We start from the raw sequence: 25,719 nt of genomic DNA, 5'->3' as shown, positions 1-25,719 counted from the left end.
GTCGCGCGGCTACCTTTCCGCTACCGGGCTGAGGCAGCTGGCAGGCGGATCGACGAACACGCACAGGGCCGGGCCACGGGTGGGACGGTAGCTGTCCGGGACTCCGCCCCCGGCGATGACCTGCGTGTAGGTGCCGACGGCGTCGGTGGGACGGCGGGTGAGCGTCGGGTCGGTGCGCACATCCACGGTGTAGAGGCCGAAACGTGGTGTGTAGCTGCCCCATTCGTAGTTGTCGGTGAGGCTCCAATAGTTGTAGCCCATGATGTTCATGCCGTCGGCCTTGGCGCGCTGGATCCAATAGACGGTGTCGCGCAGATGATCACTGCGGGTGTAGCCGTCGGCCCGCGGACGGCCGTTCTCGGTGGGCATCCCGTTCTCGACGACGTACAGCGGCTTGCCCGGCAATCGGCGCGAATAGTATTGCAGCGCATAGTAGATGCCCTCGGTGCGCAACGGCAGATCCCAGATCTGAGGGCCGGGAAGATCGGGCATGGCCGAACCACTGGCCCGCACGATGGACTCGATCAACGACCGCGCCGGGTCGTAGGCGAAGTAGTAGTCGACGCCGACGTAGTCGAGCCGATCGGCGATGCGGTCGATCAACGGCCCGTTGACCTGCGCCTCGGATCCGGCGACGTAGCCGACATTGCTGGTCACCTGCGCGCCGGGCTGCCTCTGGTGGATGTAGTCGTAGGCGGCGTTGTGCACCTGCGCGACCCGCTCCAGCATCTCTCCGGCGTCCGCGGCGCCCCGGCGGACCTCGTGCATGATGTAGGCGACGGGTTCGTTCACGGTCACCCACAAGGGATTGCGCGAGGCGTACCGATCGACGACGGCGCGCATATTGGCCAGCCAGTCGTCGACCATGCGTGGATTGCGCCAGCCCCCTCGATCGACCGCCCAGCCGGGATACACCCAGTGGTCGAGGGTGATCATGGGGCGCATCCCGGCCTGCTCGACGCTCGCGATGACCGCGTCGTAGAAACGGAACGCGCCCTCGTCCCAGACTCCCGGCGCCGGTTGCACTCGAGCCCATTCGATCCCGATCCGGAACACCCGCGCCCCGAGGTCCGCCGCGAGTTGGATATCCGACGCGTATCGGCCGTAGAAGTCCACCGAATCGCCCAGGCCGTCGTAACCGGGAGTCGCGCCGACGTACCGCGTCCAATTGCTGTCCGGCGTATGGCCTTCGGACTGGAATCCGGAGGTCGAGACCCCCCAGAGGAAGTCCCCGCCCAGCGCCGGTAGGCCTGCGACCGGCTGCACCGGCGGGGTGGCCGGGGATTGCGTGGTGAGCAGCAGCGTGGATGCCGCGCCGGCGAGCGCGGCCAGGACGTACCGACGGAACCGAGATCGCATTGGCCCAGACTAACCGCGGCGGTCCACCGATTGTCGGAATCCGCGTATCAGCGCGATTCGAAAAGCCTGCCCCCCGGGTGCTATTGCATGGCGAAGCGCAACAGGGCCTGCATGTCACCCTGCTTGATCTTGCCTTGCCGGTTGAGCACTTCGAGCTGCCACTGGTCGCCGTTGCGGAACGCGCGCGCCACCGCGTTGGCGTTGTCGGTGCCCAGCAGCGAGGGCCAGATATCCGCGACTTGCTGGCTGCTGCCGCCGGTGGCGTCGTAGATCTTGAAGGAGATGTTGTTCGCCTTCTCGAAGGAACTGCCCTTCTTGAAGGCGGCGGCGACGAAGATGATCGCGTCGATCGCGGTGGGGACGTCGGCGAAGGTGACGTGGATGGTCTCGTCGTCCCCGGAGGCGGCGCCGGTCTGCTCGTCGCCGGTGTGCGCCACCGAGCCGTTGCCCAGCGGGTCGAGCGAATCGAGTCCCGCGAAGCGCACCGGCTCGCTGCCCTGCATGAGGACGGCGATCAGATCGAGGTCCACCCCGCGTTTGCGGCGTGCCCAGCCGAGTGCGCCGCCGCTCGTGCCGGAGGACGGGTCCCAGCTGACTCCCACACTCAATTTCGCGATACCCGCGAGGTCTGCGGCGCCGTCTTCTTTCCTGAGCGTAATCACGACATCAGGATACTGATGACGGCCTCCCACGCCCGGCGGGCGGATCAATCGGCCGGACAGCGCCGTCGGGGTGCGGTGCGCGTGTTGCCGAACGGTCACCTGTGTGAGCGTCGTGCCCACCAGGCATTGATCAAACCGGCTGCGCCGACTCGGGCTCGTCTCCGGTTCGGCACGGTGGCGCGATGGTCGAAGACCGCGAACCCGCTGTCCTCGATACGGTCGAGTATCTCCGAGTAGAGCGTCGCCGCCGTCGTGACGCACGGGCGGGAACGACGGTGCAGCAGGGCGATTCCGTCACGCGCGAAGCGGTAGATGTCGCGGGTGAGCGCATGCTGCGCGGCCAAGGCCTCGCGAACCCTTGGCTCGGTACGCTGCCGCGCCAGGCACCAGTGCAACAGGTCGCGGTCGACTCCGAACGCGGCCAGTTCGTCGGCGGGGAGATACACCCGGTCGCGCAACAGGTCTTCGCCGACATCCCGCAGGAAATTGGTGAGCTGGAAGGCCTTGCCGAGGGCGGCCGCATAAGGCGCTGCCTCGTCGGCGCAGGTGGCCCCCAGGATCGGGAGCAACTGCAATCCGATCACCTCGGCCGAACCATAGATGTAGGTGTCCAGTGCGGCGCGGTCGGGATAGTCGGTGACGGTCAGATCCATCCGCATCGAGGCCAGGAAAGCGTCGAACAGAGCCGGGGGAATGCGATAGCGCTCGGCAGTGTCGAGAACCGCGGGAAGAACGCCGTCGGCACCGGCGTCGCGGTCGCGGAAATATCCCGCCAGGGCGTCCAATTGCCGAGCCCTCTCGGCAGGCTCGCGCCGCGGATCGAGATCGTCGAGGATGTCGTCGGCTCGGCGCGCGAACCCGTACAAGGCGTGCACGGCGGGGCGTTGGTCGGGTGCCAGCAGTCGCGTCGCCAGGAAGAAGGTCTTTCCGTGGCGTGCGTTGAGCTTTCGGCAGTACCGGTAGGACCGCTGCAATTCCGGATCGCCGGGCCGGGTGGTGTCGAGGTCGGTGCTGGTCATCTCGATTCCGATCACTCATCGATCGATGCGGCTGGTGGAGAGCGCGGCTCGCACGGGGACGGCGCCACGCCGCCGGGCGGGCCGGAGGCCGGTGACACGATCCGCGGCCAGACGGCCGGAGATCAGCACCGGCGGTATGCCCACACCCGGCACGGTCGAGCCACCGGCCAACACGACGTTGTCGATGCCGCGGATCATGTTGGCGGGCCGGAACGGACCGGTCTGGGTGAAGGTATGGGCGAGCGCGAACGGACTTCCGGCGAGCATGCCGCGGCGCGCCCAGTCGGTCGGGGTATCCACGCGCAATAAGTCGACATCGGCGAACCGCGAACCGAGGCGATCCTGCGCGATGTCGAGCATCTGCTCGGCGTAGCTCGTTCCCGCACGGTCCCAATCGATCCGGCCGCGTTCGAGGTTCGGCGCCGGCGCGAGGATATACAACAGGTCCCGTCCCGCCGGAGCCAACGACGGATCGGTCGCCGTGGGACGGGTGACCAGCAGCGAAGGATCCCGCATCACCTGCCCGCGGTCGATGACGTCCCGAAACGCTTCCGCCCAGGCAGCTCCGAACAGTAGGTTGTGGTGCGCTGTCCCGGCTTCGGGCGCGCACCCGACATGGGCGATCACCGCCGACGGGGCGGAAGTCAGCGGAACGGGACGTCGTGGTGTGCGCGTGAGCAGGCGGTACGCCTCGTGCAATTCCGTCGTCAGCACCACCGCGTCGCAGGGGATTCGCTCGCCGTCCGTGGTGCGCACACCGGTGATCCGAGATCCCGTGCGCTCCAGGGCGTTCACCGCGGTGTCGTAGCGGAATCGGACCCCGGCCTCGGTCGCGGCACCGGCCAGCGCATCCGGAAGCGTCCGCATGCCACCCTGCGGAAAGAACACGCCGCCGACGGTATCCATATACGCGATGACGGCGTAGGCGGCCAGCGCCCGGCTGGGGGCTACGCCCGCGTACAGGGACTGAAAGGTGAAGACGCGCCGCAGATCCGGATCGCGGATGTAACGCGCGACCGCGCGATCCCATCTGCCGAAACCCCCCAAGCCGATCAACCGCGCCAGCTCGGGAGTGACCATCGACAGCGGGGAGTCGAAATTCGCCGCGATGAAATGATCCATCTCCGCGCGGTACAGACGCGTCAGCCAATTCCGCAGACGGCGATAGCCGTCGGCCGCGCCCGCGCCTGCGAAGCGGCGGATCTCCTCTTCCATCCGCTCGGCGCCGGTGTGCACCTGCAGCGTCCGGCCTCCGGCGAAATGCGCCTGGTACGCCGGTTCCACCGGCGCCAGCCGCAAGTGGTCGGCGGCCCGCGCTCCGGCTGCCGCGAAGACGCCTTCGACGAGATCGGGCATGGTCAGGACGGTGGGGCCGGTGTCGAGCCGGTAGCCCGCGAGGTCCGCGCGGCCCGCGCGTCCCCCCGGTACCGGATCGCGTTCCACGACGATCACCTCGCGGGACCGGCCGATCAGGTGCAAGGCGGCGGACAACCCCGCCAAACCGGCTCCGACGATCACGACCCGGTCGGTAGCGCCTTCGATTCTGCGCATCGCTGAAACCTCCTGTCAGGCGTCGCGTTCGGTGCAGGCGGCGGCCATGCTCCCGAGGGCGGCGCGCATCGGTGCGGCGAAGAGCGCGGGGGCGAGTGCACTGCGTGCCCGGCACACCCGCTCGGCGATCATCTCCTCGATCCGCGCGGGTGCACCGGACTCGCTGATCAGCGTCCGGGCGCGGGTGATCTCCGCGGCGCCGAGCCGGGGGCGATGCAGCAGTTCCGACAATTCGGCCCGCGCCGACGGAGTCGCCATCTCCCGTGCGAGGACTACCACGCTGGTCGCCGTGCGTTCCCCGAGATCGGTATCGGCGGGTTTTCCGGTCACGGCCTGGGATCCGAAAATTCCGAGAATGTCGTCGCGCAACTGGAACGCCTCACCGACCGCGGCGCCGTATCGGCCCAAGGCGTCCAGGACGTTCGCGTCACATCCGGCCATCACGGCGCCCATCTCCAACGGGCAGCGCACGGTGTAGTTGCCGGACTTGGCTTGGGCGATCGCCAGCACCGCGGCCAGAGGCGGCTCGGTGCGCGCGTCGTTGAGCAGGTCCGCGAACTGACCCGTCGCGAGTTCCACCCGCATGCTGTCGTAGCGCGGACTCGGCGACGCCGCTTTCGCGCAGCATCTGCTCGGCCCATACCAGGCACATGTCCGCGAGCAGTGTCGCGGCGGACTCGCCGTATCGGACGGAGGAGCCGGGCGCGCCGGTGCCGCGGTGCACCGCGGCGAACCGGACATGGGCCGACGGGGCCCCGCGACGGGTCGCGGATCGATCCATGACGTCGTCCTGCAGCAGCGCGAACGCGTGCAGCAGTTCCAAACCGGCCGCCGCGCGCAGCGCCGTCGGGTCGTCCGGCGCCCCGCACAGCCAGCCGAGATACATGAACGTCGACCGCAAGCACTTTCCGCCTAGGGCGTACTGGCGCAGAACGTCTTGTGCGCCCAGGCGACGCAGCGTGTCGGGGCAAGCTCGGGGAAGGAAAGCACCGACTTCCTCGAGTACTGCGCGCCGCACGGCGTCTCGCCACAGCGAGAAGGAGGTCGCGGCGCCGAGGACCGGAAGTGAGCCGCCCGTGTCGGTCACGGCTGCTTCGGACGACGCGATGCTCATTCCCGATCCCCTTCGTACGTCGCGGGTAACCACCCGCACCTCCGCAATGTTTCGCATAATGATGCACTATCGAGGCGAGAAGCAACCCTGCCACGTTTGGAAGTCGCCCGCGAAGGCGAGACCGCCGCTGCACGTCGGCGGCGTGACACCGGTGACCGCGACCGTCGCGCCCGGCCCCGCGATGCCGATCGACAACCCGGGGCGCACGCCGGTTGTCGTGACGGTCGCCCCGGGGCCGATGGCGATCGCGGCGGGACCGGAAAGGTACGTCGAGTCGGAACTCGCGCGACCGCCGTTCTGCGCGATTGCGAGGGATAGGCTGGTCGGCTCGGCGTCGGCGCTGGCTGCTCCATCGAAGCCATAGGCGGCCGCGGCTCCGCCTGCGCCGCTGTTCGCCGAGCACGGCCCGTCCGCGCCCGCGTCCTGCGTCGTCGAAGGACCCGGAGCGGGGCACTCCGCCGGGGCGGCGGTGGCAGTGGGTGCGGCGACCAGCAGACCCAGCCAGGCCGCTCCGACGCCGGCTGTCAGTCCGAGTGATCGCGTGAGAGTGAGTCGATCCATGACGTCCTCCGGTAGGGAGCTTGGGCTTATAGGGCTTCACACTACGCGCCTATTGATGCAAAATCGATGCATCCAGTCGAATTTCTGGAAAGGAGCGGACGACGTGCTGATCCGGACGCCGCCGGGCAGCAGCTCGGCCTGCGTCATCGAAGCCCGGCCGAGTTCGACGCCCGGCATCGCGCGCCGTGACCCGGGGCGGATGCGATCCGGCGATGGCTGAGGAACAAGCCGCTCGGTATACGGTCGGCGCGGTGGCGACGAGACTCGGCATCCCGGTCGCCACCCTGCGCAGCTGGAATCAGCGCTACGCGATCGGACCGCCGCGAGACCGGCCGGGCGTGCACCGCCGCTATTCCGAAGCGGATATCGCGACCTTGCGGCGCATGATCGAACTCGTCAGAGCCGGCGCCGCGCCAGAGGGAGCCGCGCGGCAAGCGCTCGCCGAAGCGCCGGACTCGGCAGCGGACCGCATCGCCCTGCTGGGAGCGGTCGAACGATTGGAACCCGATGTCGCGCTGACGATCATCCTGGCTCGCCTGGCGCGCGACGGGGTCGTCGCGACGTGGAACGAGCTGTGCCGCCCGGCGTTCGCGACGATCGTGACCGGGCAAGCCGATGGGCGCGGCCTGATCGAAGTGGAGCACCTGCTGTCCTGGTCGGTGATCGCGGGACTGCATCGAATGTTCCCGCCGGTCCGGCGTCCGGGTTTCCAGCCACCGATCCTCTTGGCGTGCACCGCGGGGGAGGACCACGTGCTGGCCCTGGAAGTGCTGCGCGCCGCGCTGGCCGAGTGTGGCATCGTCGCGTTGCTGCTGGGCGCGGCGGTGCCGGACACGGCTTTGACCGACGCCATCGCCCACCATGACCGGTCTTGCGTGCTCATGCTCTGGTCCCAGATGCCCGCGACCGCCGCGCCGGAGACGATCCGCGCGGTGCGGCAGGTCGCGGATCGCGTGCTGGTCGCCGGACCGGGGTGGTCCGCGGTCCGGTTGCCGCCCGAGGTGTCCTACGTCCGCACCCTGGAGGACGCGCTCGGGATCTTGCGTGACCTCGGGCAGGGCACCCGCTGATCTTGTCCGCTATCGGCCAGAGGGGCCGCTGGTGAACGACCCGCATCGGAACGCCCGCACTACGACCGTGGCAGCGCGAGAGCCATCCGGTGCAGGTGGGTGCTCTGTTGGTGTCGCCCGTCCGCCGGGGCGAGCCGCAACCGCGTCGACCCCAGCCGCGAACTCGGCTGCGAGCCGGGACCGTTGTCGCCGATCGCACGTCCGGGAGGCTGTGGGAAATACTCGCGGGACTCACTGCGGCGGACGCAGAAGGTACTCCCCGGCGAGCTGGACCGCCTCGTGCTTGGTGTACCCGGGGTGGTCGGTGACGATGAAGTGGCGGCCGATCGCGAGCGCGAACGTGAGGGTGGCTCGTGCCTCGATTTCGTCGGGGTCGGTGATGAATGCCCCGAACATTCTGCGCAAGAACGCCATTCGCTCGTTGTCGATACGCCGCAGGCGGGTCGCGACGGACTCGTCGTGGCGAGCCCATGTCCGCACCGCCAGATCGATCCGGTGCAGGTCCTCGGCGAAAGTCAGCCGGCCCGCGCGGCGGATCCGGTCGGCGGCGTCGCCGCCTTCCGCCTCGGCCTGCGCGAGGACCTCGGTCGAGCAGCGACGTTCCCACTCGTCGAGCATTTCGGTGAGCAATGCGGGGCGGCCGTCGAAGTACCCGTAGAACCCGCCCTTCGTCACGCCCAGCTCGGCGGCGAGCGTCTCGACGCGGACGGCGTCCGGACCGCCGCGGGCGAGGGCGGCCAGACCCGCCTCGATCCAGCGGGCTCGTGTGGTGCGGGGCACGGCGGGAATCGGGTCACCTCCATTGATCGCGCTGGTTCTATACGTTACCGTACAGATCAACTGTACGGCACCGTATAAACCTTGGACCACACCGTGATCCAGGCGGAAGTCGTCGCGATCGTCCACTCCTCCTTCGGTGGGGTGGGACGCCGGAACAACTCCGGAGTAGGAACACGGGAGGTCACCATGAACAACGGAAAGCGATTGCTCCGCTGGGCCGCTGCGATCATGCTCGTGCTGGGAACGGGGCACCTGGCTCTGCTGACGCTCTTCTCCTGGGACGACGTCACCGGCTGGATCGATCGAGGATTATGGGCAGCCGTCCCGCTCACGGCCGGAGACACCACGCAGACGACGCAGTCCCTGCAGAACGAGCTCACGTTCTGGGCCGGTCCGGGCAGCTTCTCCGTGCCGTTGATCCTGCTCGGCGCGCTGATCTGGCACCTCGCGGGACGCGGGGTGGCCGTGCCCGCGGGCGTCGGCTGGGCGCTCACGGCATGGTGTGTGCTCGGCGGCGTTCTGCTGGTGCCCTCCCCGTACTTCGTCGGCGCAGTCGCCGGGATGTTGGTCGTTGTGGCAGCTAGAAAGACCGCGGGTTCCGATCAGGGTGAGCCGGTGCCCTTCCGCGCTACCTGACCGGCACGATCGGCCTGCCGCCGCCCGGCCCCGGCGCGGGCGGCACCAGTGCGCCTGCGGGCGTATTCGTGTTGGGCGCAGAAGCTTTGGGCGGAGGCGCCAGCACCTGCAACGGCAGCGCCGGCGGTGGCGCCGCAGGCCCGCCCCGCGTCTCGGGGGCGGGCTTGTCGTTGCCGCATCCCGGAGCTGTCGCCGAGCCCTGGCTTTCGCCGCATGCCGCTCCCGGACCGGCCGGAACGATCGGCTCGGCGGAGGCAGCGGCCGCGGCGATGATCAGTGAAACCGAAACGCCGAGCGGCGCCATCCACAGCCGCCGGCCCCGCATGTCGATCACAGCCATATCGGGTCACCGTAGACGGCGACCGAATTGTCGGCCGTAGCCGTGGAGATCGAGACGATCGCGAACGAGCGCAGGCTCACCGCACCCGCGCACGCATCGATCTTGATCTGGATCTGATCGACGGAGATGGAACCATGCGGCCCCGCAAGCGGTTTCGTGCCGAGCGTGATGCTGGTGATGGTCCCGGGCTTGATGGTCGTGGACATGCTGGGCAGAGCGAGCGCGCTGCCGCCGACCGCGAGGCCGGGCGAGGGGGCGACGGTCACCATGGCGTTCGGGCCGATCGCCCCGGACAAGCCCACGGTAAGGCCGTTGGAGACATCGGCCTGGCAGCCGATCTGGTACCCCAGCTGCAGCGTTCCGGAGTTCACCGCCTCCCGTCCCTCGCCACCGATATCGGCCGCCGCCGACAAGGTGACGAACCCCTCCCGGGTGAACGGCGTCGCGGCGAGATTGGGTACGCGCTGCAGGTCTTCCGCGGTCTTGCTGATCCGCAACTCCCAGCCGTCCTCGGTCTCGACGACGCGAGATTTGTCTGCCACCTGGTCTGCGGTCGCGGGTGCGGCGGTGATGCCGAAAGCCGCGGTCGCGGCGATGCCGAGCATCGCCATCGTCGAGCCTCTCAATGAATTCCTTAGTCCTGTTAACAGTCGGACGTGATAGTAAGTGACTCGGCCTTATACGAGAAACCCCCACCATTGAGTAGCAAGGAATTTCGTCACTCGGGTCAGCGGTGGATATATCCGCGCGTGAGTGGTGCGTCATCCAGCCGCGGAGCGATGGACTCACCACCGAGAGCCTGCCGCAGGATCGCTTGTTCGTCTTGGATGACGTGCATCACCGCGTTGATCAGGGCCAGGTGGGTGAACGCCTGCGGGTAGTTGCCCCAATGCCGGCCGGTTCGCGGGTCGATCTCCTCGGCGTAGAGACCCAGGGGACTGGCGTAGCCGAGTAGTTTCTCGCACAGCTGCTTCGCGCGCTTCTTCTCGCCGATCTCCGAGAGCGCGGACACCAACCAGAACGAGCAGATCGTGAAAGCGCCTTCTTCCCCGGCGCATCCGTCGTCGGTCTCGTCGACGCGATATCGCACGACGAGGCCGTCTTCGGTCAGTTCCTCGGCGATCGCGAGCACGGTGTTGCGCACTCGCTCGTCGTCGGGCGGCAGGAAACGAACCAGGGGGATGAGCAGGGTCGACGCATCCAGCGACGTGCTGCCGTAATACTGGGTGAACACCCCACGAGAGTCGACGGCATGGGCGCAGATGTCGGCGTGGATTTCGTCGGCGGCCTTCTGCCAGCGCTGGGCGCGTTCCAGGTCCTGGTGGATGCGGGCCAGCCGAGCGCCGCGATCGGCGGCGACCCAGCACATGACCTTGCTCGAGGTGAAGTGCCGAGGCTCGCCGCGAACCTCCCAGATACCGTGGTCTGGCTCGCGCCAGTAGGTGAGGGCGCTCTTGACCGCACGGCCGAGCAGCGGCCAGGCCCGCGCATCGATTTGATCTTGATGTCGGCCGTAGAGGTAGACCGCGTCCAGAGCCGCGCCCCACACGTCGTGCTGGCGTTGCCGGTATGCCCCGTTACCGATGCGCACCGGGCTCGCGTTGTCGTAGCCGCGTAGATGGGGGAGTATCTGCTCGGTGAGGTCGGTTTCGCCGCCGATGCCGTAGACGATCTGCATGTCCCGGGCTTCTTCGGTCAGGTCGAGGATATAGGAGAAGAAGTCGTTCGCCTCCCAGGTGAAGCCCAAGGTGTACAGGCCCCACAAGGCGAAAGCGGAGTCGCGGATCCAGGAATAGCGATAATCCCAATTGCGCTCTCCACCAGGGGTTTCCGGCAACGACGTGGTGGCGGCCGCGGCGACGGCGCCGGTGGGGGCGAAGGTCAACCCTTTGAGGGTCAGCGCGCTGCGAGTGAGTTCCGCGGTCCACGGGTGGTCCGGAAATCGCCCGCCGGCCAGCCAATGCCGCCAGTGGTGGATCGTCCGCAGCAGCCGCTCCTCGGCCTCCTCGACGTCGCCGGGAGCGTCGCGACTTCCCCAGGCCAGCGCGCAGAAGCGCGTGTCACCGGTCTTCAGCAGGGTGCGGGCGACCGCATGGGTGCCTTCCAAGCCCAGGCGCATGTCGGTGCTCAACGTCAGCTGCAGGTCGGTCCCATCGGCTGCGGCCTGTGCGAGGTAATAACTGCCGAGGTAGTTCCACCGGGCGCGATACCTGCCGTAGTCGAACGCCGGTTGGCAATCGAGCCCGAATTGGATCTGCCCGGTCTCGCAGTGCACCGTCCGCAGCAGGATGTGCTCGGCGTCGTAGTCCGTGGGCGTGCGCCGGTGGGCGCTGCGCCCCGGTGTCTGGTGCCGCCACGGCCCGACCAGGAGCACGTCGCGCACCGTCGCCCATCCGTCGCCGCTGCGCCAGCTCGTCTCCATGACCATCGTGCCCGGGATGTAGCGGCGATCGGTGGGCACCATGAAGTCGGCGGGAGCGAACCGGAAAGAGCCGGCGGAACGATCGAGGATGGCCGCGAAGACACTCGGAGAGTCCATCCGCGGCAGACACATCCACTCGATGGCTCCGCTGGGGGAGATCAGCGCGGTGACCTCGCAATCGGAGATGAATCCGTAGTCATCGATGCGTGGAAACGCCGTGAGCCGCGGTGCGCGTTCGAACTCGGTCATGCGTTTCTCCCTCGTCTTCTCGGCGCTGATCCGCCCGGTCATCCACCGGCGCCTACCTGCTGCACCGCCTTTCTTCCCGGGAGACACCGCGAGCGGTCTCGAGGCATGGGTGATGTGACGCTGCCCCCAGCCCACCACCTGGTGGGTCGGCTCGGCAAGCACTGCGCGCTAACGATGGTCCTGCGCCGGGCCCACCTGCGGGCTGGTCAGCCGACGAGCGGCCAGTACGGTGGCGGCGCGCCGTTTGGCGACGTTGTGATGGTCGGTGCGGGTGGCGTGCATGGCTGCCGTGCGAGCGAGGTCGGTCAGCATGACGACCAGGGTGATGGGTTGGAACTCCCCGGTGACCAGCCCCTGGTCCTGTCCACGGCGGATCTCGGCCAATTTTCCCGCGATGATCCGGTGGATGGCCTCTTCGGCGGCGGGTATGTGGGTCTGTTCGATCTCGGCCCAGGCCTGGAGCCGGGCGTTGTCGGGGTGGGTGACGTAGTGGTCGAAGAGCCGGCCCACGTAACCGGGCAGGTCCGCGGCGTCGAGGGCGGTCTCGTCGGTGGTCTGGGTGACCCATTCCTCGGTGACCGCCGCGTACAGCTCGTCTTTGCCCGCGAAGTACGCGTAGAGGCGGTCCTTGCTCGCCTTGGCGGCGTCGGCGATGCGATTGATGCGCGCTCCGGCAATGCCGTACCGGGCGAACTCCGCTTTGGCCGCGACGAGGATTCGTTCGCGGGTGGCCTGACCTGCTGCGCGCATGGCCGCATCCTATCTTGCCGAACCATTTGGTTCGGATATACAGTTGCCGAACCAAAAGGTTCTGGAACTGCACCGGGGAACGAGGATGGTTATGGGCTCTGTGGGGACTGGCTGGCGAGATCTCGCCGAGCGGGAGAGCGGGGTGACGGCGGCCGAGCTGGATGCGTTGTGGGCCGATCTGCCGGTAGCGCGCGCCGAGGACATCCTGGGCGAATGGAAAGGGGCGGCATTCCCGACCGGGCATCCGCTGCGCAAAGCGTTGTCGGTGAGCCGCTGGTACGGCAAGACCTTTCACAGTCTGCTGGACGCGAAGCCGTTGATCTGCCGCGCGGAGGACGGATCGCTGTTCTCCGACGTCGAGCTCGGCGGCGGTGGGGAAGCCACGCTGTGGAACATCGAATTCCGCGGTGAGGTGACCGCCACCATGGTCTACGACAGCCGCCCGGTCTTCGACCACTTCAAATGGCTGGACGAGAACACGCTGATGGGCATCATGAACGGCCGGCCCGATCTGGTGCTCGCCGACGGCGAGTACTTCTACTTCCTGCTCGAGCGGGCCTGACCTATGGTGACCACCACCGCGGTGCTCTCGCGCGACCCGGCCGCGCCGTTCACCGTCGAAACCGTCGAGATCGACGACCCCAGGGACGACGAGATCCGCGTCCGAATCCAGGCCACCGGTATCTGCCACACCGACCTGGTCACCAGGGCGGCGGGCGCGACCGACCATCCGGTGCTGCTCGGGCACGAAGGCGCCGGAGTGGTGGAGGCCGTCGGCGCGGCGGTGACCGGTGTGCGGCCCGGCGACCGGGTCGTGCTGACCTTCCGGCACTGCGGCACGTGCCGCAACTGCCGAGCGGGACGGCCGGCGTATTGCGTGCGAGCGGTGAAACTCAATCAATTCGGCGCCCGGGCGGACCGATCCGCCCGGGTCACCGTCGCGGGAACCCCCGTGCGGGACGGGTTCTTCGGGCAATCCAGCTTCGCCGCGTATGCCTTGACCACCGCCGACAACACCGTGGTCGTCGACACCGAAGTCGAGCCGACCGTCCTCGCCCCGCTGGGCTGCGGGTTCCTCACCGGCGCCGGAGCGGTGCTCAACGTGCTGCGCCCGGACGGGGATTCCCGCGTCGTCGTCTACGGCGCGGGCGCGGTGGGGATGGCGGGCGTGCTGGCGGCGCTGGTGTGCGAGGTCGCCGAACTGGTGGTGGTGGAACCGTCACAGGAGCGGCGGGCGCTTGCGCTGGAACTGGGAGCCACCGCCGCCCTGGATCCGGCAGCCGACGATGTCGTGCCCGCGATTCGGAAGCTGACCGACGGCGGGGCGACGCACGCTCTCGACACCACCGGGTCGGCGCGGGTGCTCGCCACCGCGGCTGCCGGAGCGGCGATCGGCGGCACCGTCGTCGCGGTAGGCCTGGGTACCGGGGTCCCCGAGATCGACCTGCGGGACATCGTAATGGGCGGCAAAGCGATTCGCGGTTGCCTGGAAGGCGACGCGGTGCCCGCGACCTTCATCCCGCACCTGCTGGACCTGCATGCCGCCGGACGGTTCCCCATCGACCGGCTCGTCACGACGTACCCGCATTCCGACATCAATGCCGCGCTCGCGGACCAACGTGCGGGCATGGTCGTCAAACCGGTCCTTACCTGGTGAGGTGACGGAAGCCAGGCGTGCGCGGCGCGTCGCTGTTCCCGCCGGAGCGGCGCCGCTCCGGGTTGTCGCGACACGGTCCGCCAGGCGCTGCGCCGGGCAATGGCACGGGTTCTGCCGAATCGGGCAAGCCGACTCATTCCGCACGTTTCCGGTGTTCGCAGCGCGGTGACATCCGACGACGTTCCGGCAGCATTTGCCTCGGCCGGAGGACTCGAAAATGATCGCGACCGCGCCCGGGGCTGTGTGCGGCTCAGCAGCCGTCGCCCCACCCTGTCGGTGGTCCCGACGCGCCCGACCAAGCCGCCGGTGCGGATCGGGCACGCCCGGACATCCCCCACCCGCCCAGAACTGGCCGGCCGGCTCGAAGCACTCCCCGCATTGCGGGCCAGGCGTTCGACCGCGCGGCCGACTTCTTTTGGCATCGGCGAATCCGACGTCGTTGGCAAGTGTGTCCGGCGACTGGGACGTGGCCGGCGAGGCGCACCATTATGCCGGGTCCAGGGCGTTCGCAGGCGCGTCGACAGCTATTCGGCTGCACCGACTATTCGGCTGCACCGATGAATTCTGCGTGGATCCGTCGTCGATACCGCTGGATACATCGACAGCGGTGAGCCCGTGCCGGGACCGTTCCAGCGCGGGAAGAAACAGATTGAGGTACTTGGATGCGGAAGTCGACTCCGGGCTTTTACGTATCGCTCGACGGCATAAGCGCTGACGCGGTGAACAGAATTCGGGGCGTGACCGACGACGCGAGCCCGAGCAAAACCATCCGGACGAGGACACAGGGGGCGCGGTGAGCGGTATCAGGGTGTTGGTGGCGGGGGCGAGTATCGCGGGGCCCGCGTTGGCGCACTGGCTGCGCCGGCGGGGGGCCGAGGTGACCGTGGTGGAGCGGGCCGCCGAGCTGCGGCCCGGTGGGCAGGCGGTGGACGCGCGCGGGGTGGCCAAGGAGGTCATCCGGCGGATGGGGCTGGACGCGGCTGTGCGCGCGGCCCGCACCGAGACCGCCGGCGCACACACCGTGGACGTGGATGGGAACGTGCTGGAGACCTACCGCGCGGATGACGATGGTGGCGACGGTTTCATCGCGGAGATCGAGATCCTGCGCGGGGACCTGTCCCGGGTGCTCTACGACGACACCCGCGACGGTGTGGAATACGTCTTCGGTGACCGGATCGCCAAGCTCACCCAGGACGTCGACGGGGTAGACGTGGTCTTCGCGGGCGGCGACCGGCGGCGATTCGAGCTGGTGGTCGGGGCGGACGGGCTGCACTCGGCGCTGCGAGCGATGGTCTTCGGGCCGCGCGAGCGGTTCGTCCGCCATCTCGGGCACGTACTGGCCTTCTACAGTGTGCCCAACGAGTTCGGGCTTGACCGCTGGCTGCTCGAGTACCAGGAGTCCGGGCGCTCCGCGGGCCTGCGGCCGATCCAGGACGCCACCCGGGCTATGGCCATGTTCTGCTTCCCCGCAATCGAGTTCGAAGTCGACTACCGTGATGTCGCGGCCCAGAAGCGTCTGCTGCGTGAGCGGATGGCGGGCCTCGGCTGGTTGACCCCGCGCATCCTCGCGCACCTGGACGACTCCCCGGACTTCTACCTCGACCAGGTCGCCCAGGTGGTGATGGAGCGCTGGTCGAGCGGGCGGGTGGGGCTGCTCGGGGACGCGGCGTTCAGTTCGTCGCCGATGTCCGGGCAGGGCACGGGGCTGGCCCTGGTCGGCGCCTACCTGCTGGCCGGAGAGCTGGCTGCCGCCGGATGGGACCCGGAGGCCGGGTTCGGCGGCTACGAGCGGCGGATGCGCTCGTTCGTCGAGGCCAACCAGGAGATCGGCCGGTTGCACGCGCGCAGCCGTGACGTCCCCGGCCCGGACGTCGAGCCGAGTCCCGATTTCGAGGGCGAATGGTTCACCGAACTGATCGAACGTGCCATCCACGGCGTCGAACTGCCCGACTACGCGGGGGTGCCGGACTCCGGGGCCACTGCCGGGCCGCGGGGCACCTTGTCGGTCAACCCGTAGGTTCGCGTTGGCACGGACAACAGGCCGTTATCCGTGGCAAGCGCAGCATCCGGCGGGATTATGCCGCCGGATGCAGGAGTGCGTCGAGATCGGGCGGTAACCGCATGGTCTGGCGTAGGCCGATCGAGCACCATGCACCGCAATCTCCGGTCAGCGCAGGCGTGCGGCGATAGTGGTGGCGACGTCGACGGTTTTGGCGCACACGTCCCAGTCGACGCCCGTCGCTATCCCGGATACGGCGATTCCCAGATAGAACGATCCTCCTGATGGCAAGCACGTAGCGGGCGACATCGTCCGGGCCGAGCACGCTGCACGGATGATAGGTGAGTTCGGCCGGTGTCCACGGCTGTGGCGGCAACGGCGCCACCGGCGACGTGGTGGCGTCGCTTGGGAACCCGGCCGGCGGACCGTCGCCGGTGTCGCATCCGACCACCGACATCGTGGCGACCAGACCGCCCATGACCCCGGACAACCATCGGCGTCGATCACGCCGAGAATTCGGCATCGGCAATCCTCCCTGCCCCGATCCCATCAGGTTCGCGGCGAGTCGGCCACTCGAGCGCTCTCCACGCGATGGCTCCGCTACGCCGAGCACTCGGATCCGTGCTACTTCGCGTGGTTGGCGAGGTGCAAAAGGGGGATATCCGCGGAAGGGCCGGATGCGCGTGAGGCATGCGGCGCCCGCGAATGCGGAAAGGGGCTGCCATGGTGTCGAGCACGCTCGCCGCGCTCTACCAGGCGTCGGCAGAGGGTCCGCCCGGTTTGCTGCCCGCGCGCCAGCAAATGGCATTCTCACTGGGCTGGCACATCGTGCTCGCCTGCTTCGGGGTCGCGTTCCCCGCCATGATCTACGTCGTGCATCGCCGTGGCATCGTGCGCGACGACCGTACGGCCTTGGGCTTGGCGAAACGGTGGGCGACGGTGTCGGCGATACTGTTCGCGATCGGCGCGGTCTCCGGAACGGTGCTGAGCTTCGAAATGGGCCTGTTGTGGCCGGGACTGATGGGACGCTACGGCGACGTGCTGGGCTTGCCGTTCGCCTTCGAAGGGCTCTCGTTCTTCATCGAAGCGATCTTCTTGGGCATCTACCTCTATGGCTGGGGTCGCATGGCGCCCCGCCTGCACCTCGCCATGCTCGTGCCGATGGGCCTCGCGGGGGTGGTCGGCACCTTCTGCGTCGTCAGCGTCAACGCGTGGATGAACAACCCGACCGGCTTCCGCGTCGTCGACGGCGAGGTGACCGACGTGAACCCGTGGCGCGCGATGTTCAACGACGGCGTCTATCTGCAGTTCGCGCACATGTGGGTCGGAGCGTTCATGGTGGTCGGGTTCCTGGTGTCCGGGGTCTACGCGGCCGGTCTGTTGCGGGGACGCCGCGACGCACATCACCGGCTGGGATTCACCGTCCCGTTCGTCTTCGCAACCGTCGCTGCGCTCGCGCAGCCCCTCATCGGACATGTGCTCGGGATGCGCGTGCACGACACGCAACCGTCCAAGCTGGCCGCGTTCGAACTCGCCCCCGTCGCGGAAGGGCCTGCCCCGTTGCGATTGGGCGGCATGCTCGTCGACGGTGAGGTCAGGGGAGCGCTCGAGATTCCGCGCCTGGGTTCGATCATCGCCCGCAATTCCCTGACCGCCCCGGTCCCCGGTCTGGACGCCATACCTCCGGAGGATCGGCCGCCGGTCAACCTCACCCATCTCGCCTTCCAGAGCATGGTCGCCATCGGCACCCTGCTCGCGCTCATGGTGACCGTGTTCTGGCTGCTGCGCTGGCGGCGGCGCGACCTGCTGGCCGAACGCTGGTTCCTGGGCGCTGCGGTAGCGGCGGGGCCCTTGGCGATTCTCGCGCTGGAGTGCGGCTGGATCGCCACGGAAGTGGGCCGCCAGCCGTGGACGGTGTGGCAGGTGCTGCGCACCACCGACGCCGCCAGCACGAGCACCGGCCTGTGGTGGAGCTATATCAGCGTGCTGCTGGTGTACATCGGCATGACGGTGGGTGCGATCGTCGTCTTGCGCTCGATGGCCCGGCGCTGGCGCACCGGCGCCACGACCATCACCGCCCCGTACGGGCCGGGAGCGTCGCCGGTCGATCAGGCGCAGCGCGCCCGCAGCGTCGGAAAGCCCTGACCGATGGACCTTTCGGACGTGGTCGCGACGGCGATGTTCACCGGAGTGGTGTTGTACGCGCTGTTCGCCGGCGCGGACTTCGGCTCCGGATTCTGGGACCTGACCGCGGGCGGGCCCCGGCGCGGCAGCCGCCTGCGCGTGCTCATCGACTACAGCATCGGGCCGGTCTGGGAAGCCAATCATGTCTGGTTGATCTACATCCTGGTGTTCCTGTGGACCGCCTACCCGACGGCGTTCGCCGCGATCATGACCACTTTGTTCGTCCCGATGAGCCTGGCCCTGCTCGGTATCGTGCTGCGCGGGGCGAACTTCGCGTTCCGCAAGTACTCCGCGACCCTGCGCCAGGCTCGCCTGTTCGGCGCCTTGTTCGCCGGCGCGTCGCTCATCACGCCGTTCTTCTTCGGCACCGCCGTCGGCGCGATCGCGTCCGGCCGGGTGCCCGCCGAGGGGTACGGCGACCGGGTGCATTCGTGGCTGAATCCGACATCCATCCTGGGCGGGACGCTGGCTGTCGGAACGTCCGCCTTCCTGGCCGGGGTCTTTCTCACCGCGGACGCCGCTCGTTCGGGCGACGACACGCTCGCCGGTTACCTGCGCTCCCGCACGCTGATCGTCGGTGGCGTGACCGGCGCGGTCGCGATCGCCGCGATCGCTCCGATCCGGCACGATGCACCGACCCTGGGCGCTGGACTGCTCGGGCGCGCCTTGCCGCTGATCGCGCTCTCGGCCGCCGCGGGTGTACTCACCCTGGTGCTGGTGTACCGGCGCCGATTCGCGTGGGCCCGCGTGCCCGCGACGGTCGCGGTCGCCGCGATCGTCGTCGGGTGGGCGGTCGCGCAGACGCCGTGGATCCTGGTCGACGAGATGCTCATCGCGGATGCCGCGGGTGCGCGAGCGACCCTGGTCGGACTGCTCGCCGTGGTCGCGGTCGCCGCCGTCACGGTGCTCCCGGCGCTGGCCTATCTGTTCTGGCTGACCCAGACCGACGCGTGGGTCCGCGACGAGCCCGCTCGATCCCCGGAGAACGCGTAGAAGTCCGATCAAATGCCCTGGCCCGAGACCTACCCTCGCCGGAGGAGAACCGTGTGACGGAGATTCGGGGCGGGTACCGGAAGAACGGTTTGTTTACGGTCCGCGGTGGTACCCGGTGCACGTATCGGCCCGACAGCGCGGTCGCGCCGGTACGCAATCAGTGCCACCGCTCGATGACCGGAGCGGGAGGTGCTTCTTCCGAAGGATTGATGGCGCAAAGGATTGCATCGTGATCGAGGACGCGAACGTGCCCAGCATCGACGACGACCGAGACCGGATCATCTGGCCCGAGTCCAGCGCGTTGAGCGCATGGTGGGCGGATGTCATGGGCCACCGATTCCCCCGCACGCAGACCACGACGCAGAGCTGACGCCATCCCGACGGCTCGCGTCCCGTCGCGGCTGCGTTCGCCGGTCGCCTGGTGTCGACCGGATCGCGGACCTTCGAGCGCTGCGCCGCATCTTCTGGGAGCGACCGTTCGAATCACGCCGCTGACGACCGAAGACGCGGTGCCGACGTCTGGTGCGGCTTGCATGCCCGCTCGACCGCGCGGGCGTTCCCGCGAGGACTCGCAGTAGATGCCGCGGCGCCTGAACGACGGACAGGAGTCGCTCGTGCATGGCGACCGCAACCGGCCTGCCGGCAGATGCCGCGCTGGTGCGTTGTGCAGCCGTGCTACCGGCCGGAGGTTTCTGGCTCCGGTGACCGGCGCAGGGCGAGTAGTCTGTCAACCAGTTCGATCGCCGTCAGCGTCGACGGTGCGGAGTCGGCGACGCGGATCTGCGCGGCGAGGCCGGCGGGGCACCCGGGCCCAGGCCGCGAGGTCGTGGCGCATGCCGTACAGCCCTCGACGGCATCGGCGAGGTGGGCTTCGACATTGCGCGCGTCGAGCGCGGCGATCAAATCGAGCCCACTCATGAAGTTGATCGGCATGTCGATGGTTTCCTCCGGCTCAATGTCCGATCTGGCGGCGAGTCGCCCACGATTGTTGCGGCCTTTTCCGCACCGCGCAGCGCGACTCGCCTGGACGCCGGGTGATGCGAGGGCGGGCCTGCACCTGGCGGTGTGGCGCTATCCGTTGGGCGGCCGACGGCTTTGTCGGCCTTCCGACGTCATTGTCGGGTCGGATGTCCTTGCGACGGCCTTGTCGTGCGGACGAAGAGCAGCAGGTGTTTATATAGGCTCCGCATCGGTAATGTAACAGATGTATATACCTCGTGGGAACCCGACAGCGAACTTCTCTTCGACGAGTTTCGGGCCTGCCTGTGCTCGGTTTCGAGCGCATGAGCACCGCGGTGGGTAAATCGTCAGCGACGAATACGCAACGGTATGGTGTCCGCACTTGGTCCGGCGAGTGGACCGCCTGGGTTCGTCGGAGGCGCTCGACTTATGCAATCGGTACTCGGCAAAGCGCGGTTGCTGCTCGAAGCGTTCGACGCCGACTCGGTGGCCTTGTCGCTCACCGAACTGTCCCGTCGCAGCGGCGTAACCAAGGCGACGACGCATCGGCTGGCGAACGCTCTGGTCGAGTGGGGTGTCCTCGAACGCGCCGGAACGAAGTATCGGCTCGGCCTGCGCCTGTTCGAGCTGGGGCAGCTGGTGCCCACGCAACGGGTTCTCCGCGACGCGGCCCTGCCGTATCTGCAGGAACTGCAGGGCGCGACCGGCGCGACGGTGCATTTCGCGATCCGCGACGGTCTGGATGTGCTCTATATCGAGAAGCTGTCCGGTCACGGCGCGGTGGAGATCCCGACGCGGGTGGCGGGGCGGCTGCCGCTGTACGCGACCGCGACGGGCAAGGCGATTCTGGCGTTCTCCGCCGGCGATGTGGTCGCACAAGTGGTCGACCACGGGCTGTTCACGTTCACGCGGCGGACGGTCGCGTCGGCCGCGCAACTGTATCGCCAGCTCGCCACCGTGCGGCAGAACATGCTGGCTGTGGAGGCCGAAGAGGTATCCCTCGGCGTGGTGAGTGCGGCAGTCCCCGTGTTCGGCCCGCAATCGGTGCTGGTGGGAGCGGTGGGAATGTCCACGACCACTGCGCGGATGAACCTCGACCGGATGTCGGTTCAGCTGAAGTCCGCGGGTCTCGGAATCAATCGGACGCTTGGCTCGCCGGCGCGCTCGGCCTAGCGGACGTCGGCCGGGGAGTTCGTCCATCCGGCCGATTCTTGCCGCGTGCCGACGTAGCCGTCGCCACACCGCGACCAGGTTGCTACGACGACGCTCAGGCATGTGGGGTCGTACGGACCTCATGCTCTGCCGTGCGCCACATCTGCGGTGCGGGGGAAGGCTTGTAGGGCACCCGGCGAGGGTATCGCCCGGCAGGCCGGGTGCTGAGCGATTGCGAACGATGCTTGGCAGACGCCGGCGCAGAGTTGAACACGGCCGCGGAAGTGGTCGATTCGGTACTGAGTCGACCGATCGGGGCGTGACTTCTCAGAGTCTGGGCCTTGTGCCGTCCAGCTCAGGAATGGCTCGACCCGATAGAGCCGCGAATGTACGCTGCCCACATGTGTATCTACCCCAGCCGGACACATCTGGTGTGCCTGCGCTGCCGGGTTTCTTACAAACACTCGATCGGACATGGGCCAGAGCACTGCCCGCAATGCCGTGGGGATCTCATCGACGCCGGGCCGCACCTGGAGGTGCCCAGGAAGGTCGACAAGACAGGGTGGCGAGCGCTCGAGGCCGTGCTCACTTCCGGGCTGAACTTCTACGGCGGCTGCTGTGGCACCGGTCCTGGCTATCGGCCCCGCACGCCGCACGAAGTTCGGGAGCGGCTGATTCTCGCCGAACGCACAGGTATGTCGATCGCCGAGGCGCTGGCCACGGCCGATCCCACAATCGGCGACCGTCTGCCGAGCGCAGCACGGGATAGGGAGCGTCGGCCGGAAATCCGGCGTTAAGGATTTATGGCAGATCGCGGCGCACCATCTGCCATAACTCGCTACCGCCGGATTTCTGGCGGAAGAGCCTTCACCCCAGTCACCCTCACCAAAGAGGTCACTCGCGGCTAACTGCCGTAGTGCCCGCTGCGCGATAGCCAAGATCGCTTAGCGTGCCCCTCGCGGATCTGGTCCCCGCACCCCGCTCAGCGGATGTTCGCGGCTTCCGGTGCCGCGCCTCGGCGATGCCGTCGTGCTCGAAAGTGGGACTCCGGTACCTGCGCGAAGCGTCTCGAATTTCCGAACATCAGCACTCTCGACCCGGTCGGGTCCGCTGAGCGGACCGGATGCGTTGACCGCGTAAACCGTGGTCGGGCACCGTGCCACTAGTTCCTGCGTAGAAGTGATGTGGGTCGCACCTGGACCCCATGGCACATCACGGCGGGAGGTGCCGGACGTGATCCGCGTCCGGCGTGCGGCGCACTCGGCGCGCCCGAACCCACAAGGAAGCCGAGAGGAAAGAAAAAGATGAGGAAAATCGTTACGGTGGCCGCCGGTCTCGTCGCCGCGGTCGGGATCGCCTCCGGCTCGGCCGGTGCCCAGCCCGAAGCGGATGACGCCGTCGGCTTCACGGCACGCGCCACCGACACCCAGTCCATCGTCACGACCGATGCCGGTTCCATGGTCGTCGAGGACGGCGTGTTCAAGGTCGAGGCTGCCAACGGCGCCGTGCTCACCGGCATGCCGCTGACGTTCCGGGTGGATGACTTCGAGTTCCCGATCGCGGCCGACATCGCCGATCGCACCGCGACGCTGACCCCGCGATTCGACTTGGCGCACGCGGTCTACAAGCCGGTCGCCCTGCCGTTCGAGGACAAAGCGCCCTGGAAGACCGACTACGACCGTGAGCAGGCGGCCTGGACGAGACTGACCAGCACGATCACCATGGGCGCCACCATCGGCACCCTGGTCGGCGGCCTCGGCGGCGGCGCCGTCGGCTGCGTTCTCGGCGGCATCGCCGGGGCGACCGTCGCCGCCTCGACGATCGTCGGCTTGTTCGGTGCGTTCATCCCGGCGGCGGCCATCGGCTGCCTCGGCGGCATCATCGCCGTCGGCGCGCTCGGCACCGTGGCCGGTCAGATCCTGGTCACCGCTCCGGTGGCGCTCGGTGCCGCGATCCAGTACTTCACCACGATCAACCAGCCGCCAGTGGCGCCGGCCAAGTAGATAGTGGGAAGGATCCCAGCGACGTCGCTGGGGGACAGTCGACCCCGTCCGGCTGCCGGGCCGGACGGGGTCTTCTTCGTGCGCTCCGCTCAGGGCGGCGGTATGCGCAACATTCGAGCCCGCCGGGTAAGGGTGAGTCCGATGCCCTCGGCGGCCGCGCGGACGGAGGCCGCGTGGGCATCGGGATGGAACCGGTGGGACGGCCCTGCCACGCTGATCGCGTGGACGCCTCGCTCGCCGGACACGGGGCCGGTGCGGGCAACTGCCCGATCGAACCGTTCGTCGCCGTCGCCGACCTGCTCGGCTGGAAGCACAACTGCGATCTGTTCGCCCTGCAAGACGCCGCCGACGACCTGGTGCGGCCATTGCAGGATCGCCCGGTGCGCGTCGACCGGGAAACCCTGACTCTCGGGTACGCCGGGGTCTACTCGTCCTTCCTGCGGCACGCCGAAACCGCCTCGCGGCGCTACGGGATAGACGTGCGCACGATCCTGCTCGAGGCGGGACGCCGCGGGCTGGTGGGCGGGCAAGAGGATCTCATCGTGGACATCGCACTCGACTTGCTCGCCGAAACCGGCCGCGCCGCGGACTGAACGCGTCGACCTCTCCGATGGTGGGTCGTCGACACCGTTCGGGCCCGCGGATGTGATCCGGACGCACAGCGCCGCAACGTCATCGCCACCTGCACACTCCGGCGCTCGACAGACCTACCCCCTCGCTGCCGACCGCCGGTCGATTCCTTCCGATCGACCGGCTCCCGACACCGGCTCGCCGTCCTGAGCGGTCCGTCCGCGGCTTCGACTGCACGGCACTGCCGCAGCGGTGCGAGGCCGCGGCGGGACAGCTGTCGTCGCCGACCGGCTCCCGGCCGAGCGGAGGCCCTCCCATGATTGCGTTGCGGGCGTGCGAGACTCGGGGACGATGCTCACTTACTTCCAAGCGACTGTCATCGGTGCGGTGCAGGGTGTCACCGAACTGTTCCCGATTTCCAGCCTCGGCCACTCCGTGCTGGTCGCGGCATGGCTGGGCGGCGATTGGGCGAAGCTCACCGGCGAGGGCGAGTCCGGCGCACCGTATCTGGCGTTCGTGGTGGCGCTGCACGTGGCGACCGCGGTGGCGCTGCTCGGCTACTACTGGCGCGACTGGTGCGCGATCGTCGCGGGTCTGTTCACCACGCTGCGCACCGGGCGGCTCGACACCATTCCCCAGCGGCTGGCGTGGCTGATCGTCATCGCCACCATTCCCGTCGGCGTCCTCGGCTTTCTGCTGGAGCATCCGCTGCACGCCGTGTTCGGGACGCCCGTCTACGCCGCTTTCTTCCTGGCGCTCAACGGTGTCGTGCTGATCATCGGCGAGGGACTGCGCCGACGAAACGAGCCGTCCCTGGCCGAATACGGCCGACGGTTCGCCCGGCAGGAGGCCCGGCGCGGCACGCTCACCGCCGAGGCGGAGACCCGTCGCCAATCCGATCGGCCGCTGGCCGCCCTCGGGGCGCCGGATGCGCTGGGGATCGGCTTCGCCCAGGTCGGCGCGCTGCTGACCGGTTTCAGCCGCGCGGGCTTGACCATGGTCGGCGGTTTGTGGCGTGGTCTCGCGCACGAGCACGCGGCCAAGTTCGCGTTCCTGCTGGCCACCCCGGCGATTCTGGGCGCGGGTCTGCTCGAGATTCCCGAACTGGTGGGCCCGGAGACCGACGGCATCCGAGGGCCGGTGCTGGTCGGCGCGATCGTCTCCGGGCTGTCGTCCTGGCTGGCAGTACGGTTCCTGGAGCGGTACTTCCAGACCCGCACCCTCTTGCCGTTCGCGGTGTATTGCATTGCCGCGGGGACTGTCTCACTCGTCCACTTCGGCTGAGATCGCCTCGCCGGAGGTTGATCGGCCCGGCTCCGGCGAGCCGGGCCGATCAACCGGTTACGCGCATTCGCCCGTCGGCACCGCACTGTCGTCGTCCAGGACGACCGATGCGCCGACCGTGCCTGCGGCGACCAGTTCGATCAAAGCGGCCGACGATCCTGGTTCCTCGTGCTGCACTATTTCGGACTCGTAGGTGAGTTCGGCGCGGTCGCGCAATTGCGCGGAGGCGGCCGCCAAGTCGTCGTAGCTCAGGATCTGCTCCCCGACGAAAGCCGCGTCGCTGCCGCGCAGGGCGCGGGTGCGGTGGGCGTAGGTGACCGGGCGGGGGGATTCGGCGGCGATCTCGGCGACGAGGGTGGGGTCGTCGAGGGCGAGCCAGTCCAGCGCGTCGGTCGAGCCGGAGC

General features: G+C 68.5%; 24 protein-coding genes and 2 pseudogenes. 12 read left to right on the top strand and 14 right to left on the bottom strand.

Annotation, left to right across the window (positions count from 1 at the left end):
• Window positions 1-9: 9 nt before the first annotated feature.
• From GVY64_RS11150 to GVY64_RS11125, 6 genes and pseudogenes are all read right to left on the bottom strand, one after another.
• Window positions 10-1,359, bottom strand: a complete 1,350-nt coding sequence (locus tag GVY64_RS11150) for a family 1 glycosylhydrolase (protein ID WP_159840447.1) — start codon at window positions 1,357-1,359, stop codon at window positions 10-12.
• 80 nt (window positions 1,360-1,439) lie between these two features.
• Entirely contained in the window at window positions 1,440-2,021 is a 582-nt protein-coding gene (locus GVY64_RS11145) for a TerD family protein (protein ID WP_159840446.1), read from the bottom strand.
• Between the two features lie 95 nt (window positions 2,022-2,116).
• Window positions 2,117-3,040, bottom strand: coding sequence for a phytoene/squalene synthase family protein (locus GVY64_RS11140; protein ID WP_159840445.1), 924 nt, complete (start codon window positions 3,038-3,040; stop codon window positions 2,117-2,119).
• Between the two features lie 15 nt (window positions 3,041-3,055).
• The gene (gene crtI, locus GVY64_RS11135; RefSeq protein WP_159840444.1) at window positions 3,056-4,591 is read right to left on the bottom strand and encodes a phytoene desaturase family protein; all 1,536 of its coding nucleotides are present in this window, start codon (window positions 4,589-4,591) and stop codon (window positions 3,056-3,058) included.
• Between the two features lie 15 nt (window positions 4,592-4,606).
• Window positions 4,607-5,705 (bottom strand): annotated as a pseudogene (locus tag GVY64_RS11130) (polyprenyl synthetase family protein).
• A gap of 66 nt (window positions 5,706-5,771) precedes the next feature.
• On the bottom strand, window positions 5,772-6,266 hold the full coding sequence (locus GVY64_RS11125) for a DUF6764 family protein (protein WP_159840443.1): 495 nt from the start codon (window positions 6,264-6,266) through the stop codon (window positions 5,772-5,774).
• A 212-nt stretch (window positions 6,267-6,478) separates the two neighbouring features.
• Between GVY64_RS11125 and GVY64_RS11120 the strand changes: the two genes are divergently transcribed.
• Entirely contained in the window at window positions 6,479-7,336 is an 858-nt protein-coding gene (locus GVY64_RS11120; RefSeq protein WP_159840442.1) for a MerR family transcriptional regulator, read from the top strand.
• 231 nt (window positions 7,337-7,567) lie between these two features.
• Here the strand turns inward: GVY64_RS11120 and GVY64_RS11115 are convergent, their stop codons facing one another.
• Window positions 7,568-8,176, bottom strand: coding sequence for a TetR/AcrR family transcriptional regulator (locus GVY64_RS11115; RefSeq protein WP_201297995.1), 609 nt, complete (start codon window positions 8,174-8,176; stop codon window positions 7,568-7,570).
• Between the two features lie 126 nt (window positions 8,177-8,302).
• Between GVY64_RS11115 and GVY64_RS11110 the strand changes: the two genes are divergently transcribed.
• Window positions 8,303-8,752 (top strand): DUF6463 family protein, encoded by a 450-nt coding sequence (locus tag GVY64_RS11110; RefSeq protein ID WP_159840441.1) that lies wholly within the window; start codon window positions 8,303-8,305, stop codon window positions 8,750-8,752.
• Here the strand turns inward: GVY64_RS11110 and GVY64_RS11105 are convergent.
• From GVY64_RS11105 to GVY64_RS11090, 4 genes are all read right to left on the bottom strand, one after another.
• Entirely contained in the window at window positions 8,745-9,092 is a 348-nt protein-coding gene (locus GVY64_RS11105; protein ID WP_159840440.1) for a hypothetical protein, read from the bottom strand. The two genes, GVY64_RS11110 and GVY64_RS11105, sit on opposite strands and share 8 nt — an antisense overlap.
• Window positions 9,083-9,718 (bottom strand): MspA family porin, encoded by a 636-nt coding sequence (locus tag GVY64_RS11100; RefSeq protein ID WP_236566749.1) that lies wholly within the window; start codon window positions 9,716-9,718, stop codon window positions 9,083-9,085. The genes GVY64_RS11105 and GVY64_RS11100 overlap by 10 nt, the downstream gene beginning before the upstream one ends.
• A 101-nt stretch (window positions 9,719-9,819) precedes the next feature.
• A complete protein-coding gene (locus GVY64_RS11095; protein WP_159840439.1) occupies window positions 9,820-11,805 on the bottom strand; it encodes a glycoside hydrolase family 15 protein in 1,986 nt (661 codons plus the stop codon).
• Window positions 11,806-11,931: 126 nt separating this feature from the next.
• Window positions 11,932-12,513: a TetR family transcriptional regulator gene (locus GVY64_RS11090; RefSeq protein ID WP_159840438.1), complete on the bottom strand. Its 582-nt coding sequence runs from the start codon at window positions 12,511-12,513 to the stop codon at window positions 11,932-11,934.
• A gap of 91 nt (window positions 12,514-12,604) precedes the next feature.
• On the opposite strand from GVY64_RS11090, the gene GVY64_RS11085 reads away from it, so the two are divergent.
• The 3 genes from GVY64_RS11085 (at window position 12,605) to GVY64_RS11075 (ending at window position 16,187) form a co-directional block, all read left to right on the top strand.
• Window positions 12,605-13,075, top strand: coding sequence for a DUF4334 domain-containing protein (locus GVY64_RS11085; protein WP_159840437.1), 471 nt, complete (start codon window positions 12,605-12,607; stop codon window positions 13,073-13,075).
• Window positions 13,076-13,081: 6 nt separating this feature from the next.
• Window positions 13,082-14,170, top strand: coding sequence for an NAD(P)-dependent alcohol dehydrogenase (locus GVY64_RS11080; protein WP_201297994.1), 1,089 nt, complete (start codon window positions 13,082-13,084; stop codon window positions 14,168-14,170).
• Between the two features lie 793 nt (window positions 14,171-14,963).
• Entirely contained in the window at window positions 14,964-16,187 is a 1,224-nt protein-coding gene (locus GVY64_RS11075) for an FAD-dependent monooxygenase (RefSeq protein WP_201297974.1), read from the top strand.
• Window positions 16,188-16,245: 58 nt separating this feature from the next.
• Here the strand turns inward: GVY64_RS11075 and GVY64_RS11070 are convergent, their stop codons facing one another.
• Window positions 16,246-16,647 carry a hypothetical protein gene (locus GVY64_RS11070; protein ID WP_159840435.1) on the bottom strand — a complete coding sequence of 134 codons (402 nt, stop codon included), beginning with the start codon at window positions 16,645-16,647 and terminating at the stop codon, window positions 16,246-16,248.
• Between the two features lie 245 nt (window positions 16,648-16,892).
• Here GVY64_RS11070 and GVY64_RS11065 point away from each other — a divergent pair, with 245 nt between their 5' ends.
• The 3 genes from GVY64_RS11065 (at window position 16,893) to GVY64_RS11055 (ending at window position 19,716) form a co-directional block, all read left to right on the top strand.
• Window positions 16,893-18,314, top strand: coding sequence for a cytochrome ubiquinol oxidase subunit I (locus GVY64_RS11065; RefSeq protein ID WP_159840434.1), 1,422 nt, complete (start codon window positions 16,893-16,895; stop codon window positions 18,312-18,314).
• A 3-nt stretch (window positions 18,315-18,317) separates the two neighbouring features.
• Entirely contained in the window at window positions 18,318-19,346 is a 1,029-nt protein-coding gene (locus GVY64_RS11060) for a cytochrome d ubiquinol oxidase subunit II (RefSeq protein ID WP_159840433.1), read from the top strand.
• A 229-nt stretch (window positions 19,347-19,575) separates the two neighbouring features.
• Window positions 19,576-19,716, top strand: coding sequence for a hypothetical protein (locus tag GVY64_RS11055; RefSeq protein WP_159840432.1), 141 nt, complete (start codon window positions 19,576-19,578; stop codon window positions 19,714-19,716).
• 305 nt (window positions 19,717-20,021) lie between these two features.
• On the opposite strand, the gene GVY64_RS11050 is transcribed toward GVY64_RS11055, so the two are convergent.
• Window positions 20,022-20,279 (bottom strand): hypothetical protein, encoded by a 258-nt coding sequence (locus GVY64_RS11050; protein ID WP_159840431.1) that lies wholly within the window; start codon window positions 20,277-20,279, stop codon window positions 20,022-20,024.
• Window positions 20,280-20,735: 456 nt separating this feature from the next.
• On the opposite strand from GVY64_RS11050, the gene GVY64_RS11045 reads away from it, so the two are divergent.
• From GVY64_RS11045 to GVY64_RS11030, 4 genes and pseudogenes are all read left to right on the top strand, one after another.
• Complete coding sequence (locus tag GVY64_RS11045; protein WP_159840430.1) at window positions 20,736-21,479, top strand: IclR family transcriptional regulator; 744 nt, start codon at window positions 20,736-20,738, stop codon at window positions 21,477-21,479.
• A gap of 1,283 nt (window positions 21,480-22,762) precedes the next feature.
• On the top strand, window positions 22,763-23,461 hold the full coding sequence (locus tag GVY64_RS11040; protein ID WP_159840429.1) for a hypothetical protein: 699 nt from the start codon (window positions 22,763-22,765) through the stop codon (window positions 23,459-23,461).
• Window positions 23,462-23,679: 218 nt separating this feature from the next.
• Window positions 23,680-24,054 (top strand): annotated as a pseudogene (locus tag GVY64_RS11035) (4-hydroxy-2-oxovalerate aldolase); the annotation flags it as partial.
• A 328-nt stretch (window positions 24,055-24,382) separates the two neighbouring features.
• Window positions 24,383-25,315 (top strand): undecaprenyl-diphosphate phosphatase, encoded by a 933-nt coding sequence (locus GVY64_RS11030; protein ID WP_159840428.1) that lies wholly within the window; start codon window positions 24,383-24,385, stop codon window positions 25,313-25,315.
• Window positions 25,316-25,372: 57 nt separating this feature from the next.
• Here GVY64_RS11030 and GVY64_RS11025 read toward each other — a convergent pair.
• The coding region (locus GVY64_RS11025; RefSeq protein WP_159840427.1) for a hypothetical protein at window positions 25,373-25,719 on the bottom strand (347 nt) is incomplete at its 5' end.

It is taken from the genome of Nocardia sp. CY41, from assembly GCF_009829325.1.
In the GTDB taxonomy this organism is placed as follows: domain Bacteria; phylum Actinomycetota; class Actinomycetes; order Mycobacteriales; family Mycobacteriaceae; genus Nocardia.
The sequence above is the reverse complement of the archived record's forward strand: the minus strand, read 5'-3'. Positions and strand labels throughout refer to the sequence as shown.